Origin of the sequence: Cellulosimicrobium cellulans (assembly GCF_024124905.1) — a bacterium.
In the GTDB taxonomy this organism is placed as follows: Bacteria; Actinomycetota; Actinomycetes; order Actinomycetales; family Cellulomonadaceae; genus Cellulosimicrobium; species Cellulosimicrobium cellulans_G.
Window position 1 is genome coordinate 96,294 of sequence record NZ_JAMXST010000005.1, and the last position, 14,128, is coordinate 110,421.

16 protein-coding genes are annotated in these 14,128 nt (G+C 74.6%); 6 read left to right on the forward strand and 10 right to left on the reverse strand.

Translation table 11 applies throughout. The annotated features are described in order from the left end of the window. Positions 1-14: 14 nt before the first annotated feature. Entirely contained in the window at positions 15-512 is a 498-nt protein-coding gene (locus NHH00_RS15605) for an NUDIX hydrolase (RefSeq protein WP_253053928.1), read from the forward strand. Here NHH00_RS15605 and NHH00_RS15610 read toward each other — a convergent pair. Next, positions 486-2,051, reverse strand: coding sequence for a SpoIIE family protein phosphatase (locus NHH00_RS15610; RefSeq protein ID WP_253053930.1), 1,566 nt, complete (start codon positions 2,049-2,051; stop codon positions 486-488). The two genes, NHH00_RS15605 and NHH00_RS15610, sit on opposite strands and share 27 nt — an antisense overlap. Then, the gene (locus NHH00_RS15615; RefSeq protein ID WP_308202330.1) at positions 2,051-2,851 is read right to left on the reverse strand and encodes an alpha/beta fold hydrolase; all 801 of its coding nucleotides are present in this window, start codon (positions 2,849-2,851) and stop codon (positions 2,051-2,053) included. Before NHH00_RS15615 ends, NHH00_RS15610 begins: the two co-directional genes overlap by 1 nt. A gap of 113 nt (positions 2,852-2,964) precedes the next feature. On the opposite strand from NHH00_RS15615, the gene NHH00_RS15620 reads away from it, so the two are divergent. Together NHH00_RS15620 and NHH00_RS15625 are read left to right on the forward strand one after the other, a co-directional pair. Next, complete coding sequence (locus NHH00_RS15620) at positions 2,965-3,423, forward strand: RrF2 family transcriptional regulator (protein ID WP_253053932.1); 459 nt, start codon at positions 2,965-2,967, stop codon at positions 3,421-3,423. Positions 3,424-3,752: 329 nt separating this feature from the next. Continuing rightward, on the forward strand, positions 3,753-4,712 hold the full coding sequence (locus tag NHH00_RS15625) for a sulfite exporter TauE/SafE family protein (RefSeq protein WP_253053934.1): 960 nt from the start codon (positions 3,753-3,755) through the stop codon (positions 4,710-4,712). 11 nt (positions 4,713-4,723) lie between these two features. Here the strand turns inward: NHH00_RS15625 and NHH00_RS15630 are convergent, their stop codons facing one another. Next, positions 4,724-5,458, reverse strand: a complete 735-nt coding sequence (locus tag NHH00_RS15630; RefSeq protein WP_253053936.1) for a glutamine amidotransferase — start codon at positions 5,456-5,458, stop codon at positions 4,724-4,726. Positions 5,459-5,703: 245 nt separating this feature from the next. Continuing rightward, a complete protein-coding gene (locus NHH00_RS15635; protein WP_253053938.1) occupies positions 5,704-6,279 on the reverse strand; it encodes a dihydrofolate reductase family protein in 576 nt (191 codons plus the stop codon). 109 nt (positions 6,280-6,388) lie between these two features. Here NHH00_RS15635 and NHH00_RS15640 point away from each other — a divergent pair, with 109 nt between their 5' ends. Then, on the forward strand, positions 6,389-7,279 hold the full coding sequence (locus NHH00_RS15640; RefSeq protein WP_253053940.1) for a LysR family transcriptional regulator: 891 nt from the start codon (positions 6,389-6,391) through the stop codon (positions 7,277-7,279). A 3-nt stretch (positions 7,280-7,282) separates the two neighbouring features. Here NHH00_RS15640 and NHH00_RS15645 read toward each other — a convergent pair whose 3' ends face one another. The 5 genes from NHH00_RS15645 to NHH00_RS15665 all read right to left on the reverse strand — a co-directional run bounded on the left by NHH00_RS15645 (position 7,283) and on the right by NHH00_RS15665 (position 11,456). After that, on the reverse strand, positions 7,283-8,089 hold the full coding sequence (locus NHH00_RS15645) for an ABC transporter permease (RefSeq protein ID WP_253053942.1): 807 nt from the start codon (positions 8,087-8,089) through the stop codon (positions 7,283-7,285). After that, positions 8,086-9,150, reverse strand: coding sequence for an ABC transporter ATP-binding protein (locus NHH00_RS15650; RefSeq protein ID WP_253053944.1), 1,065 nt, complete (start codon positions 9,148-9,150; stop codon positions 8,086-8,088). Before NHH00_RS15650 ends, NHH00_RS15645 begins: the two co-directional genes overlap by 4 nt. Before the next feature lie 88 nt (positions 9,151-9,238). After that, positions 9,239-10,030, reverse strand: a complete 792-nt coding sequence (locus tag NHH00_RS15655; RefSeq protein WP_253053946.1) for a hypothetical protein — start codon at positions 10,028-10,030, stop codon at positions 9,239-9,241. After that, entirely contained in the window at positions 10,027-11,031 is a 1,005-nt protein-coding gene (locus NHH00_RS15660; RefSeq protein ID WP_253053948.1) for an ATP-binding cassette domain-containing protein, read from the reverse strand. Before NHH00_RS15660 ends, NHH00_RS15655 begins: the two co-directional genes overlap by 4 nt. Positions 11,032-11,036: 5 nt before the next feature. Further along, on the reverse strand, positions 11,037-11,456 hold the full coding sequence (locus tag NHH00_RS15665; protein WP_253053950.1) for a GntR family transcriptional regulator: 420 nt from the start codon (positions 11,454-11,456) through the stop codon (positions 11,037-11,039). A 223-nt stretch (positions 11,457-11,679) separates the two neighbouring features. Between NHH00_RS15665 and NHH00_RS15670 the strand changes: the two genes are divergently transcribed. Together NHH00_RS15670 and NHH00_RS15675 are read left to right on the forward strand one after the other, a co-directional pair. Next, positions 11,680-12,357, forward strand: a complete 678-nt coding sequence (locus NHH00_RS15670) for a hypothetical protein (protein WP_253053952.1) — start codon at positions 11,680-11,682, stop codon at positions 12,355-12,357. A 124-nt stretch (positions 12,358-12,481) separates the two neighbouring features. Then, positions 12,482-12,889 carry a VOC family protein gene (locus NHH00_RS15675; RefSeq protein ID WP_253053954.1) on the forward strand — a complete coding sequence of 136 codons (408 nt, stop codon included), beginning with the start codon at positions 12,482-12,484 and terminating at the stop codon, positions 12,887-12,889. A gap of 113 nt (positions 12,890-13,002) precedes the next feature. Here the strand turns inward: NHH00_RS15675 and NHH00_RS15680 are convergent, their stop codons facing one another. After that, positions 13,003-14,121 (reverse strand): aspartate-semialdehyde dehydrogenase, encoded by a 1,119-nt coding sequence (locus tag NHH00_RS15680; protein ID WP_253053956.1) that lies wholly within the window; start codon positions 14,119-14,121, stop codon positions 13,003-13,005. Positions 14,122-14,128: the final 7 nt, after the last annotated feature.

Consider the following 14,128-nt stretch of genomic DNA (forward strand, 5'->3'; position numbering starts at 1 on the left):
CCTAGGCTCGGGGCATGCCGATCCCCGAGTTCGTCGCCGCCCTGCGGTCCCGCGTCGGGACCGACCTCCTGTGGATGCCGGGGGTGTCGGCCGTCGTGGTGGACGACGACGGCCGCCTGCTGCTCGGACAGCGCGCCGACACCGGGCAGTGGGCCGTCATCAGCGGGATCCTCGAGCCCGGCGAGGACCCCGCGGTGGGGCTCGCGCGCGAGGTGCGCGAGGAGACGGGCGTCGAGGTCGTCGTGGACGCGCTCGTCGCGGTGACCGTCACCGAGCCGGTCGAGTACCCCAACGGCGACCGCTCGCAGTACCTCGACCTCGCGTTCCTGTGCCGGCCCGTGTCCCCGGCCGCCGCCGCGGCGGCGCACGTCGCGGACGACGAGTCGCTCGCGGTCGCGTGGTTCGCCCCGGACGACCTGCCCGACGACCTCGCCCGCTCCACGGTCGAGCGCCTCGGCCATGCGCTCGGGCGGCTCGCGGACCCCTCAGCCGGCCCCTTCTTCGTCCGCTGACGCGACGCGCGACGGCTCCGTCGCGGGCTCGTCCGACGCCTCCGGGCCGAGCCAGCGCACCGCGAGCAGGCACGCGTCGTCGTCCTCGGGAGCGCGCGCGACGACCGCCTCCAGCAGCTCCGTCCCGCTCAGCCCGGCCCCGAGCGCGTTCGTGACGATCTCCGCGAGCTCGTCGAGCGCGAGCGCGAGCGGCCGGTCGCGGCGCTCGACGACGCCGTCGGTGAAGAGGAGCAGCAGGTCGCCCGGGGCGAGCGCGACCGTGTCGGCGACGCGCGGCGTCGTGCCCCGGACGCCCAACGGGGTGGACCGCGCCTCCCACAGGTAGCCCGCGGACCCGTCCGCGCGCACGAGCAGCGGCGGCAGGTGCCCGGCGCACGCGTAGCGCAGCACCCCCTCCACCAGCTCGAGCTCCCCGTACACGAGGCTCGCCATGAACCCCGTCCCGGTCCGGTCCACGAAGCGGTCGAGCCGCTCGACCACCTCCTCCGGCGGCAGCCCGGTGTCCGACGCCGCGCGGACCGCCGTCCGCAGCTGCCCCATCGCGGTCGCGGCCTTGAGCCCGCGCCCCACCACGTCCCCGACCGAGAGCGCGACGACGTCCGGGGCCACGCGGAACGTGTCGTACCAGTCGCCGCCGACCTGCAGGTCGTGCACACCGGGGCGGTAGCAGGCCGCGATCTCCACGTGCGGGTCGGCGACGATCCCGTCCGACAGCATCGCGCCCTGCAGCTCGCTCGCGACCGACACGCTCTGCTCGTGGGTCGTGGCCCGTGCCAGCGCGAGCGCCGCGAGCTGCCCGGCCGCGGCGGCCGTGCCGAGGTCGACCGGTTCCGAGCCCGCCGCCCGGCGCGGCTCCAGCGCGAGGACGCCGAGCAGCGCCCCCGCCGTGCGCAGCGGGACGACGACGGTCCCGTCCGCGCGCACGCCCGCCTCGGCCAGCTCCTCGATCGTCGGGGCGGTCACGCCCGCCGCCCCGCCCCAGCGGCGCAGCGGGCCGCCCTCCTGCGGCGTCCACAGGGCGGCGTCGCCCGCCCCGAGCATCGTCACGGCGGCCCGGAGCAGGACCCACGCGACGCCGTCGAGACCGGCGACGCTCGCCAGGTCGGCGGCGATCCCGTGCAGCAGCCGCACGCGCCGCTCCGCCTCCTCCGCGGCGCGTCGGGCACCCACCAGCTCGTGCTCGAACCGGGACCGCTCGCGCGCCCCCAGCATCGCGACCTCGACGAGCCGCTCGCCGCGGACCTCGCGCCCGATCGCCGTGAGGAGCACCGGCTCGCGCCCGCGCGGCGTCCGCAGCTCCACCGCGACCTCGTCGACCCGCCCCTCGATGTGCAGGCGCGGACCGAGGTGGGTCTCCCAGTAGATGCGGCCGCCCACCGTCAGCAGGTCCGCGAGCCGGCGCCCGGCGACCGCCTCCACGTCGGGCACGTCCAGCAGGCGCAGGAACTCGTCGTTCCCGTCGAGCACCCGCCCCTCCGCGTCGAGGAGCAGGAGCGCGACGGGCGCGAGCACCCAGCGCTCGCCGCGCGACATCACCATCAGGAGTCCCCGAGCCAGTGGCGCATCGCCTCGACGAGGAGCGCCGGGTGCGACAGGTTCGGGCAGTGCCCGACCGAGTCGATGACGACCAGCTCGCTCCCCGCCAGGTGCTCGTGCACGTACCGCCCCACCGTCTGCGGGGCGATGACGTCCTCCCGGCTCTGCACGACGAGGGCCGGGGTCCGCACGCGCGCCAGGTCCGCCCTGTTGTCTCCGAGGAACGTCACGCGCGCGAACTGCCGGGCGATCGCCGGGTCGTTGCGCCGGAAGACCTCCGCGAGCTCGTCCCCCAGCGCCGGGCGGTCGGGATTCCCGACGATCACCGGCGCCATCGCCTGCGTCCAGCCCAGGTAGTTCGCGTCCATCGTCTCGAGCAGCTCGTCGATCTCCTCCGCCGAGAACCCGCCGCGGTACCCCTCGTCGTCGACGTACCGGGGGCTCGGCCCGACAAGCACCAGGCGGTCGACGAGGTCGGGCCGGTCCGCCGCCGCGAGGAGCGCGATCACCGCGCTCACCGAATGACCCACGAGGATCACCGGCTCGTCCGCGACGTCCTCCACGACCTCGATCATGTCCGCGACGTAGCCCCCCAGCTCCGCGTGCCGCGCGGGGTCGTACGCGGCCGGGTGGGACGCGCCGCAACCCGAGTGGTCGAACAGCACCACCCGGTGGTCCGCCGCGAAGACGGGCGCGACGAAGCGCCACATCGACTGGTCGCAACCGAAGCCGTGCGCGAAGACCATCGTCGGGCCATCCCGCGGTCCCATGACCCGCACGTTGTTGCGTTCGCGCACGTCCACGGGTCACAGCGTAGGGGGAACCCGATCCGGTGAGCAGGGCCCACGCGGGTGAGATCGCGCCCGGAGGCGCCCCGCACGGCGGTCCGCGACCGTGCGCACGGCACAATGGCCCCATGCGTGTCTCGGCGAAGGCTGACTATGCGGTGCGGGCGTGCGCCGAGCTCGCGGCGTCCCCCCACGGCGACCCCGTGCGGGCGGAGGACCTCGCGGCCGGCCAGGGCCTGCCGGTCTCCTTCCTCGAACGGATCCTCGGCGACCTGCGCCGCGCCGGCATCGTCACGAGCGTCCGCGGCCGCTCCGGCGGCCACCGCCTCGCGCGCCCCGCGTCCGAGGTGACCCTCGCCGACGTCTTCCGCGCCGTCGACGGACCGCTCGTCACCGTGCGCGACGAGCGCCCCCCGAGCCTCGAGTACGAGGGCTCCGCGGCCGCTCTCCTCGAGGTCTGGGTCGCCCTCCGCGCGAGCGTCCGCGACGTGCTCGACCGCGTGACGATCGACGACGTCGTCCGCCGTGACCTCCCCGACGACGTCCACGCCCTCGCCGCCCGCGCCGACGCCTGGGAGAACCCCTGACCCGCTGAGCCCGCGGTCGGGCGCTCCGCTGGGTCGGGTCCGCGGTGGGGTCGGACCGTGCGCCGTCGTGCCGCCCGGTGCTGGGTGGGGCCCGGCCGAGATGCGAGAAGTGGCCGCTCCGGGCCTCGTTCTCGGGGCCATTTCTCGCTTCTCGTCACCACGCGGCGCGTGGTGGCGCGTGGCGACATCGGCTGTGGGGCGGTAGATCGAGACGCGCCCGTTAACACTGGCCCACGATGTGGTCGGCGCTTCACATACTGGACTCGTTCGGTCAACCTTGTCGGGACACGTCGGGGCTGCCCCGGCCCACCCCGAGCACGGAGGACGCGGTGCGGACCCTCATCCTGCTGGCCCTCGTGGGCCTCGGTGCGCAGCTCGTCGACGGCAGCCTCGGCATGGCGTACGGCGTGACCTCGACGACGCTCCTGCTCGCGATCGGGACGAACCCCGCGGCGGCGTCGGCGACGATCCACCTCGCGGAGATCGGGACGACCCTCGCGTCGGGTGCGGCGCACTGGCGGTTCGGGAACGTGGACTGGAAGGTCGTCGTGCGGATCGGCGTCCCGGGCGCGATCGGCGCGTTCGCAGGCGCGACGTTCCTGTCGAACCTGTCGACCGAGCTCGCCGCGCCGGTCATGTCGCTGCTCCTCCTGGCGCTCGGCGTGTACGTGCTGTCGCGGTTCACGTTCGTGGGGCTGCCGAAGGGCCGGCAGGGCCTCCCGCTGCGCAAGCGGTTCCTCGCGCCGCTCGGCCTGATCGCCGGCTTCGTCGACGCGACGGGCGGCGGTGGCTGGGGACCCGTGGGGACGCCGGCGCTGCTCGCGTCGGGCCGGATCGAGCCGCGCAAGGTCATCGGGTCGATCGACACGAGCGAGTTCCTCGTCGCGGTCGCCGCGTCCCTCGGCTTCCTGTTCTCGCTCGGCAGGCAGGGGATCGACCTGCTGTGGGTCGGCGCGCTGCTGCTCGGCGGCCTGGTCGCGGCGCCGATCGCGGCCTGGCTGGTGCGGCTGCTGCCGCCCCGGATCCTGGGCTCCGCGGTGGGCGGCGTCATCGTCCTCACCAACGTCCGCACGCTGCTGCGCTCGGACTGGGTCGACGCGAGCGGTGCGGTCCAGGGCGTCGTGCTCGGCGTCGTCGCCGTCGTGTGGGCCGCAGCCGTCGCGTGGTCGGTCCGGGCGCACCGCCGCGCCGTCGCCCTCGAGGCCGCCGAGCCGCTCGAGGTCGGCGAGCCGCCCGCGAACGCGGCGGCCGCCGCTCCCGAGCTGCAGTCGGCGCCCGCTTCCCGCTGACCGCGTGCTCGTCAGTCGCGCGCGTAGCGGCGGACGAACGCGGCGAGGATGCGGTGCGGCGCCCAGACGTCGCCGCGGCGGACGGTCGCCTCGACGTCGCCCGCCGCCTCGGGCGCGAAGTACCCGTAGTCGCGGTAGACGCCGATGCGCGTGAGGATGCCGTCCAGGTCGAGCTCGGGGTGGAACTGCGTCGCGTAGAGGTTCTCCTTGACCCGGAACATCTGGACCGGGCAGGCGTCCGACGTCGCGAGCAGCACCGCGTGCGACGGCAGCCGGGTCACGGCCTCCTTGTGCCCGACGTACGCCTCGAACGCGTCGGGCAGGTCGGCGAGGAGCGGGTCGGCCCGGCCCTCCGGCGTGAGTCGGATCGTCACGGGCGAGATGGGCTCGGCGAACGTGTCGTCGAGGACGGCGCCCTCGTGCAGCCCGAGCGTCCCGACGCCGTAGCACGCGCCGAGGAACGGGACGTCGCGCTCGACGATCTCGTCCAGGAGCGGCGCGAGGTCGCGCTCGACGCGACGCTGGGTCGGCGACTTGTCCTTCTCGGGCAGGGACGAGTCGAACGGGCTGCCGCCGACGATCACCCCCGAGTAGTCGCCGAGGTCGATCGCCGGCAGCGGTCCGGCCTCCATGCGCACGCGGTGCAGCGCACCGGCGTCCAGCCCGGAGTACCGGAGCACCGCCGCGTGCTCCCCGTCGGCGGCGGGGTCCTCCGCGCGCGACGCGAGCAGCAGGAACGGCCTCATGCCGGCCACGCTAGGTGCGTCCTCGCAGCCTCGCCCGGGGTGGGCACGCGGGTCGCGGTCGGACCGGGCCGTGCCGGACCGGGGCGCGGTCGGGATCGTCGAGCGCGCCGTCGAGGGCCGCGGCGGCGTCCCCGCCCCGACGGCGCGCACGACGGCGGCAGCGCGGCCGCAGCAGGCGGACGGTCACGACGGCGCGGGCCGTGAGGATCGACGCACGGTGCCGGAGCACGCGTGCGGGGGCGCGCTCAGGCACGGTCGTACGTGAGGACGGCGTTGCCGCCGTCGAACGTGGCGACGTCGGTCAGGTCGTAGGTCGTGGGCCGGAACGCGGTACCACCGAACGCGCTCCGACCGGCACCGGCCACGACGGGGTAGAGCTTGACGACGAGCCGGTCGATCTCGCCGCGGAGCGCGCCCGCGAGGACGCCGCCGCCCGCGAGGTAGATGTCGAACGGGGAGTCCTCGGCCTTGAGCGCTCGCACGAGCCCGACCGGGTCGTCGCGCACGATCGTCACCGCCGGGTCGAGCTCGGGCTGCGACGTCGAGACGACGTACTGGCGCAGGTGCGCGTACGGGCTCGTGATCCCCAGCCGGAGCGCGGGCTCGTACGTCCGCCTGCCCATGACGATCGTGTCGAACGTGCGGTGGGGGGCGTCGTCGACCCCGAGCTGGCGGCGCCCGTGCGTGGGCAGGACGTCGGGGAACGTGTCGATCATGCGCGCGCTGTACGCGTCGGAGGAGGGATAGAAGTCGACCTCGTCGTCCGGGCCCGAGAGGAAGCCGTCGATCGACAGGGCGACGAAGTAGGTGAGTCGTCTCATGGTTCCAACCTCGGATTCCACCGATTCGTCATCAATGACGCATGCTGGGTGGATCGTTCACCCCGTGTGAACGGTGCACGGCGACGGAGACGGAGGCAGAGGTGGCCGCGTGGAGCTGAGGGACATCGAGATCTTCCTGACGCTCGCCGACGAGCTCCACTTCGGGCGCACCGCCGAGCGGCTCCACGTCTCCCCCGCGCGCGTGAGCCAGGCGATCAGCCGCCAGGAGCGCCGCATGGGCACGACCTTGTTCGAGCGCACGAGCCGACGCGTCGAGCTCACTCCGGTCGGCGCCCGCCTGCGCGACGACCTGCGCCAGGGCTACGAGCTCATCCAGTCCGGGATCGCGGCGGCCAGCCGCACGGGAGAGCGGCCGGCCGGCGTGCTGCGCGTCGCCGCGATGGGCATCGTCGGCCACGAGCTGCAGCCGGTGGTCGACGCGTTCGGGGAGCGGCACCCGGAGTGCTCGGTGGAGCGCCGCGAGTTCCACTTCTCGGACCCCTTCGGGGCGCTGCGCGAAGGCGAGGCGGACCTGCAGGTGACGTGGTCCCCGGTCCGCGAGCCCGACGTCGTCGTGGGGCCGCGCGTGCTCACGGAGGGACGCGTCCTCGCCGTCGCGGCGGGGCACCCCCTCGCGGGCGAGGACGCGGTGTCCCTCGAGGTCCTCGGCGACCACGCGGTGCTCGACCTCGGGACCGGCGTCCCCACGTACTGGGAGGAGGCCATGGTGCCCCGCCGGACGCCGTCGGGCCGCCCGGTGCTGCGCGGGCCGGTCGCGCGCACGTTCCACGAGGTGCTGACCGTCGTCGCCTCGGGCGAGGCGGTCACCCCGCTCAACGCGCACGTCCGGCGGTACTACACGCACCCGGGGGTCGTGTACGTGCCGATCGTCGACGTCCCCGACACCGAGTGGGTGCTCGTCTGGCTGCGCGACCGGGAGACCACCGAGGTCCGCGCCTTCGCCGAGACCGCCCGCGAGCTGGGCTCGCGGGCGATCTGAGGCTCAGCTCCAGCGGAAGAGCTTCACCGCGAGCGGGAGGAGCACGGCGGTCCACGCGACCATCACGACGAGCTGGAGCGTGGGGACCTCCGTCTCGAACCATCCCGCCGACATGGCCTGGGCGGCCGCCCCGAGCGGGGAGAACTGGCCGACGTCCCGTACGACGTCGGGCATGATCGGGCCCGGCGTCCACATGCCCGAGAGGAAGAGCATCGGGAAGTAGACGAGGTTCCCGATCGCCGACGCGGTGCTCCCCTTGGCGGCGACCGCCGCGACGACCATGCCGAGCGAGAGCATGGACAGGACGGTGAGCACGAAGGCCAGCACGACCGTGAGCGGGCTGACGGGCGCGGCGAGGCCGAACACGACCTGGCCGACGACGAGCGCGAGCGCGGACGACACGGCGATCGCGCCGAGGTTGATGACGAGGTGGGCGACGACCACGCCCTGCGGGCGCATGGGGGTCGTCGACAGCCGGCGGAGCAGCCCCTTCTCGCGGGCGGTCGCGAAGGTCACGGGCATCGTCGTCAGCGCGGGCGTCGCCACCGCGGCGGCGAGGACGACCGGCAGGTAGGTCGCGATCGCCGTCAGTCCGTCCCAGGGCGCGCCCGCCCCCGTGATCGGCTCCCGCATGCCCGGGATGGCGAAGCCGACGCCGACGAGCAGGACCGTGGGGAACGCGAGCGCGAAGAACACGGCCGCGCCGTCGCGCAGGAACAGTCGGGCCTCGGTCAGCAGGAGCGTCCTGAACCCTCGCCAGCCCGAGCGGGCGTCGGGGACGTGGGGCAGGGTCGTCGTCGCGGCGGTCATCGTGCGGCTCCCTCGTGCAGGGCCGCGGTGTCCGCGGCGTGGTCGTAGGTCCGGCCGGTCACGGCGACGAAGACGTCCTCGAGCGTCCGGGAGACGGTCCGGACGTCGTCAGGCACGACCTCCTGCTCGGCGAGCGCGAGCACGACGGCGAGCAGCACGCGGCGCGACCCGGTCACCACGATCTCGCGCGCGTCGACCTCGACGCGCTCGACGTCGGCGAGGCCGGCGAGCGTGTGGAGCGCCAGGTCGTGGTCGGCAGGCGGTACGCGCAGCCGGACCGTGCGCGACGTGTCGACGGAGTCGATGAGCTCCGCGGGCGTGCCCTGCGCGACCACGCGACCGCCGTCGATGATGACGAGCCGGTCGCACAGGCGCTCCGCCTCCTCCATGAAGTGCGTGACGAGCAGGATCGTCACGCCCCGGTCCCGCACGCGTTCCACGAGCTCCCACGTGGCGCGGCGCGCGGCCGGGTCGAGGCCCGTGGTCAGCTCGTCGAGGATCGCGACGCGCGGGTTGCCGACGAGCGCGAGCGCGATCGAGAGACGCTGCTTCTGCCCGCCCGAGAGCTTGCCGAACGCGACGCGCCGGTGCGCGGCGAGGTCGAGGAGGTCGAGCAGCTCCTCCACGTCCGACGGCGACGCGTAGAAGGACGCGAAGAGGCGCATCGCCTCCTCGACCGTGATCTTCTCGTGGAGCGCCGCCTCCTGGAGCTGGACCCCGACCGCGTCGCGCACGGCGGCCGGGTCCGTCTGCGGGTCGACGCCGAGCACGCGGACCGTCCCGCCGTCGGCTTCGCGCAGACCGGCGAGGCACTCGACGGTCGTCGTCTTCCCGGCGCCGTTGGGGCCGAGGATGCCGAAGATCTCGCCCGCCCGGACGGTGAGGCTCACGTCCTCGACGGCGACCGTGCGGGCGGCTGCGTCCCCGCGACCCCCCGGCCCGGGGTAGGTCTTGCGCAGGTTGCGGACCTCGACGACGGGCGACGCGCCCGCCGACGGTGCAGGGGTCGGGGCGGGCGACGCGACGGTCGCGCCGTCGGCGGGCGGTGGTGCGGGGCTCATGCTGACCTCCACGAGGGTGTGCGAGACCCACGCGCGGCGCGGGGCCACTCGGTGGGCTCTCGGGGAACGGTGGGTGCGGTGCGTCCGGTCAGCCGCTCGCGCTCGCGGCGAACTCGACCGGTCGGATCGCGACGCCCCGCAGGACGACGCGCAGGAGCAGTGCGGCGAGCGCCACCCCGACGGCCCCGCCGAGGACGGCGAGCCCGACGGGGGTGCCGTCGAGACCGACGACGCGCGCGAGCGCGTCACCGAAGAAGCCGGAGCGGAGGAAGACCTCGGCGACCACCACGGGGACGAGCGACGCCAGGACGAGGAGCACCCCGCGCAGGAACCCGAACCCGTAGAAGCCGGCGGCGACGACCATCCCGGCCAGGTAGTACACGACGCAGAAGATGCCCTCGACGAGGATCACGAGGCCCACCTGGGAGCCGTCGCCGTAGAGCTGCCCGAGCTCGGGCTCGGTCGCCCACCCCGCGTCCCGGAACAGCGACCACGCCCCCCACTTCACGAGCGCGCTCGCGACGCCGAACGTCAGGCCCGACACGACGGCGCCGATCCACAGCCCGTGCGTGTACGAGCGGCGCGTGCCGCCCGACGCGACGTGCACGGCGATCGTCATGAGGGGCAGGATGATGCCCATCACGAAGAGGAAGAACTTCGCCGAGCCGGCGACTCCCCCGACCGCCTCGATGCTGACGTCGTCGTTGCGGTGCATGATCCAGAGGATGAGCGCCCCGACCGCGAGAGCGATCGCCCAGAACCAGACCCCGACGTACCAGGTGCCGCCGATGAAGTACCGGGCGACCGCCTTGACGCCGCGCCGGTGGGCGGCGGACTCGAGGGCGCGGCGCTCGGCGGTGCGGTGGGTCGTGGCGGTCATCGTGCCTCCTCCGTCGTGTCGGGCCGCGCCCCCGCCTCGTCGCGCCCGGCGCGGATGAGGTGGACGAACAGGTCCTGGACGGGGACGGCGCCGACCTCCAGCCCGGCCTCCGCGGCGGCCGCCCGCTCGTCGTCGGCGAACGTGCCGAAGAGCGTCACCTGGGCCGTGCCGCCGAGTCGCTGGCGCGCGAGCACCTCGCGGCCCGCGGCGTGCCGCTCGACGACCTCGGCCGGGCCGGTGAGGCTCACGCCCCGGGCCCGGACGTCGTCGGCGTTCTCGGCGAGCAGGACACGCCCGCGGTCGATGATGACGACGTCCTCGAAGAGCCGCTCCACCTCGGAGATGAGGTGGCTCGACAGCAGGATCGTGCGCGGGTGCTCGGCGTAGTCCGCGACGAGCGCGTCGTAGAACGCGTACCGGCTCGGGGCGTCCATGCCGAGATAGACCTCGTCGAAGATCGTGAGCGGCGCGCGCGCCGCGAGGCCGATGACGGCGCCGAGCGCCGAGCGCTTGCCGCGCGACATCTCGCTCGGCTTCTTGCGGACGTCCACCTCGAGCTCGTCGAGCAGGCGCGCGGCGAGGTCGGCGTCCCAGTGCGGGCGCAGGTCCGCGTAGTACTCGAGCGTGTCGCGGGCCTTGTCGGTCTCCCACACGTCGCCGCTCTCCCGGACGAGCTGGGTGTGCACGGTCGCCCACACGTTCTCGAACGGGTCCTCGAGGTCGCCCGCCGGCCCGACCCGCACGGTCCCGGCCGTGGGCCGGCGGAAGGCTGCCAGCAGGGCCGCGAGCGTCGTCTTGCCCGCGCCGTTGCGGCCGAGCAGGCCCGTGATGACGCCCGGGCGGACCGTGAGCGTCGCGCGGTCCAGCGCGGGGACGCCGTCGCTGCGTGGGTAGCGCACGACGACGTCGCGCACCTCGGCCGCGAACGGCGCCGGGGCCGAGGTCGTGGTCCCGGCGGTCGGGTCCTGGTCGGTGGGGCGGCTGGTGGGCCGGGCGGTCACGGGTCTCACCTCGGGGCGGGGTCGGTGGTCGGGCCGGTGCTGGGGGCGCCGCCGGTGCCGGGTCCGGCGGGGCGCGGCCGGCCGAGGACGTAGTCCACGATCTCGGCCGTCGGGACGTCGAGGAGGTCGGCCTGGGCGAGCGCCGGCGCGAGGACCTCGTCGAAGAACCGGGCGCGGTGGTCGGCGAGCAGCCGCTCCCGCGCCCCGGGGGCGACGAACATGCCGAGGCCGCGCCGCTTGTAGAGGACGCCCTCGTCGACGAGCCCGGCGAAGGCCTTCGCGGCCGTCGCCGGGTTGATGCGGAACGTCGTCGCGAACTGCGTGGTCGACATGACCTGCTCCTCCTCCGCGAGCTCGCCCGCGAGCACCTGCGCCCGGATCATCTGCGCGATCTGGAGGTAGATGGGTTCCGGTCCGTCGAACATGGGCCCCATCCTCTCCCGCCTCGCGCCTTCTGCGGTTCATTACTCAACTAATGAACCACAGATGTCGACGGTCCCGCAACCCCGTTCGCGCGAGGTAGAGCCCTGGTACGCCCAGGTAGAGCCCTGGTCCCGCGAGATAGAGCCCTGGTCGCGCGAGGTAGAGGGTGGGTCGTGCGAGGAGGCACCCTGGGAGTGACCACGGCTCTACCGCGCGGGAGGCGGTGTGGACGCAGCGTGCGAGCTCGCGGGCGGGACGCCCTGGGCCGAGCCGCTGAGCACCTGGACGAGCCTCGCGTTCGTCGTCGCGGGCGCGGCCGTCGTGGTGGCGGCGCTGCGCCCCCGCCCGGGTCCGTCGTCGGGCACGCCTCGGCCCGACGCCGCCGCGACCACGCGCCTGCGCGTCGCCTTCGGGATCCTGGTCACCCTCATCGGGGCAGGGTCCGTGGTCCAGCACGGGCCGTCGCCCGCGTGGGACCCCGTCGCGCACGACCCGCCGCTGCTCGGCGCGCTCGCGCTCGTCGCGGCCGACGCCGTCGCGGACCTCGCGGGCCGTCGGCTGCGGACCTGGTGGTGGCTCGCCCCGACGCTGCTCGGGGTGGTGCTCGCCGCCGTGGCGCCCCCGTGGTCGACCACGGCCCAGGTGGTCGCGGCCGGCGTCGCCGTGGGCGCGAGCGCCTTGCGGGCGTGGCGTCGCCCCGCCGTCCGACGCCGCACCGTCACCGCGCTCGTGCTGCTCGCCGTGGGCGGCGGGGTCGGGACGCTCACTCGCCCCGGGTGGCCGCTGTGCGACGCGAGGGGACCCCTCGGCGTCACGCTCCAGGGTCACGCCGCCTGGCACGTGCTCGCCGCGGCAGCCCTCTGGGTGCTCGCGCCGACGCTGGGCACCCGCCGCACGCCCTGAGCGCGACGATCACCCGCTCCGGGCGGTACCCACCGCGGCCCGGCGGTGGGACCCTGGGAGGATCCGGCGTCCGCGGCGGGTCACGCCCTCCGGCCGCCGGCGGTCACGAAGGAGTGAGACGACGATGGTCACCATTCGGCGCGGGTTCTCCAGCTTCTCGGCGGACGACCTCGACGCGGCGCGCGATTTCTACGGAGGAACCCTCGGGCTCCCCGTCACGGCACTCGACGACGGGGGTGGTCTGGTGCTGCACCTCGGCGGCGGTTCGGACGTGTTCGTGTACCCGAAGGAGGACCATCGGCCGGCCGCCTTCACGGTCATGCACCTCACCGTCGACGACGTGGACCAGGTCGTCGACGAGCTCACCGCGAAGGGCGTGACGTTCGAGCGCTACGAAGGGTTCGACCAGGACGACAAGGGCATCGTGCGCGGCTTCATGGAGGGCGGCGACGGGGCCTGGTTCACCGACCCGGCCGGCAACATCGTCGGCCTCGCCGACGGCGAGAACATGGCACGCCTGGTCGGGGGCTGAGGCCCTGGACCTCCCACCACGACGTAGAGCCCTGGTCGATGACCAGGGCTCTACCTCGCGGTACCGGGGCTCTACCTCGCGGTACCGGGGCTCTACCTCGCGGTACCGGGGCTCTACCTCGCGAGGGCGGGGGTGAACGCCGCGCGGACGGCGTCGAGGTCCTGGGCGACGAGTTCCGCGAGCTGCACCGCGTTGAGCGCGGCGCCCTTGCGGAGGTTGTCGTTCGACACGAAGAGCACGAGGCCGCGGCCGTCGGGGACGGACTGGTCGGTGCGGATGCGGCCGACGAACGACGGGTCCTTCCCGGCCGCCGCGAGCGGGTTCGGGACGTCGGCGAGCACGACACCCGGCGCGGCAGCGAGGATCTCGCGCGCCCGGTCGGGCGTGATCGCGTTCCCGAACTCCGCGTGGATCGCGAGCGAGTGGCCGGTGAACACCGGGACGCGCACGCACGTGCCCGCGACGGCGAGCCCCGGCAGGCCGAGGATCTTGCGCGACTCGTTGCGGAGCTTCTTCTCCTCGTCCGTCTCCTCCTGCCCGTCGTCGACGATCGACCCGGCGATCGGGACGACGTTGAACGCGACGTTGCGCGGGAAGACCGCGGGCTCCGGGAAGGCGACCGCGCCGCCGTCGTGCACGAGCCCGACCAGGCCCGCGCCCGTGCCCTCCGCCGCGGCGCCCGCGACCGCCTGCGCGCGCAGCTCCTCCGCACCGGCGAGACCGGCGCCGGACACGGCCTGGTACGTCGCGACGATCAGGCGCTCCAGCCCGGCCTCGTCCGCGAGCGGCTTGAGCACCGGCATCGCGGCCATGGTCGTGCAGTTCGGGTTGGCGATGATCCCCTTGCGCGCCTCGCGCAGCGCGCCCGGGTTCACCTCGGACACGACGAGCGGGACGTCCGGGTCCATGCGCCACGCGGACGAGTTGTCGATCACGACGGCGCCCGCCTCGGCGAAGCGCTCGGCCTGCGCCTTCGAGGTCGCGCCGCCCGCGGAGAACAGGGCGACGTCGATCCCGCGCAGGTCGTCGGTCGACGTCGCGGCGACGTCCTCCACGACGACGTCGGTCCCGCGCCACGGGAGCGTCGACCCGGCGGAGCGTGCCGACGCGAAGTAGCGGATGCTCGCGACGGGCAGGTCGCGCTCGTCGAGGAGGCTGCGCATGACGGCGCCCACCTGGCCGGTCGCGCCGACGACGGCGACGTGCAGGCCCTGACGGTTCTCGGTGCTCATGGTTCCT

Coding starts and splice junctions, on each gene's coding strand:
- NHH00_RS15635 (WP_253053938.1), bottom strand. CDS start 6,279: ATGAGACGACTCACCTACTTCGTCGCCCTGTCGATCGACGGCTTCCTC.
- NHH00_RS15665 (WP_253053950.1), bottom strand. CDS start 11,456: ATGTTCGACGGACCGGAACCCATCTACCTCCAGATCGCGCAGATGATC.
- NHH00_RS15675 (WP_253053954.1), top strand. CDS start 12,482: ATGGTCACCATTCGGCGCGGGTTCTCCAGCTTCTCGGCGGACGACCTC.
- NHH00_RS15650 (WP_253053944.1), bottom strand. CDS start 9,150: ATGAGCCCCGCACCACCGCCCGCCGACGGCGCGACCGTCGCGTCGCCC.
- NHH00_RS15680 (WP_253053956.1), bottom strand. CDS start 14,121: ATGAGCACCGAGAACCGTCAGGGCCTGCACGTCGCCGTCGTCGGCGCG.
- NHH00_RS15655 (WP_253053946.1), bottom strand. CDS start 10,030: ATGACCGCCACGACCCACCGCACCGCCGAGCGCCGCGCCCTCGAGTCC.
- NHH00_RS15610 (WP_253053930.1), bottom strand. CDS start 2,051: ATGGTGATGTCGCGCGGCGAGCGCTGGGTGCTCGCGCCCGTCGCGCTC.
- NHH00_RS15605 (WP_253053928.1), top strand. CDS start 15: ATGCCGATCCCCGAGTTCGTCGCCGCCCTGCGGTCCCGCGTCGGGACC.
- NHH00_RS15630 (WP_253053936.1), bottom strand. CDS start 5,458: ATGAGGCCGTTCCTGCTGCTCGCGTCGCGCGCGGAGGACCCCGCCGCC.
- NHH00_RS15620 (WP_253053932.1), top strand. CDS start 2,965: ATGCGTGTCTCGGCGAAGGCTGACTATGCGGTGCGGGCGTGCGCCGAG.
- NHH00_RS15645 (WP_253053942.1), bottom strand. CDS start 8,089: ATGACCGCCGCGACGACGACCCTGCCCCACGTCCCCGACGCCCGCTCG.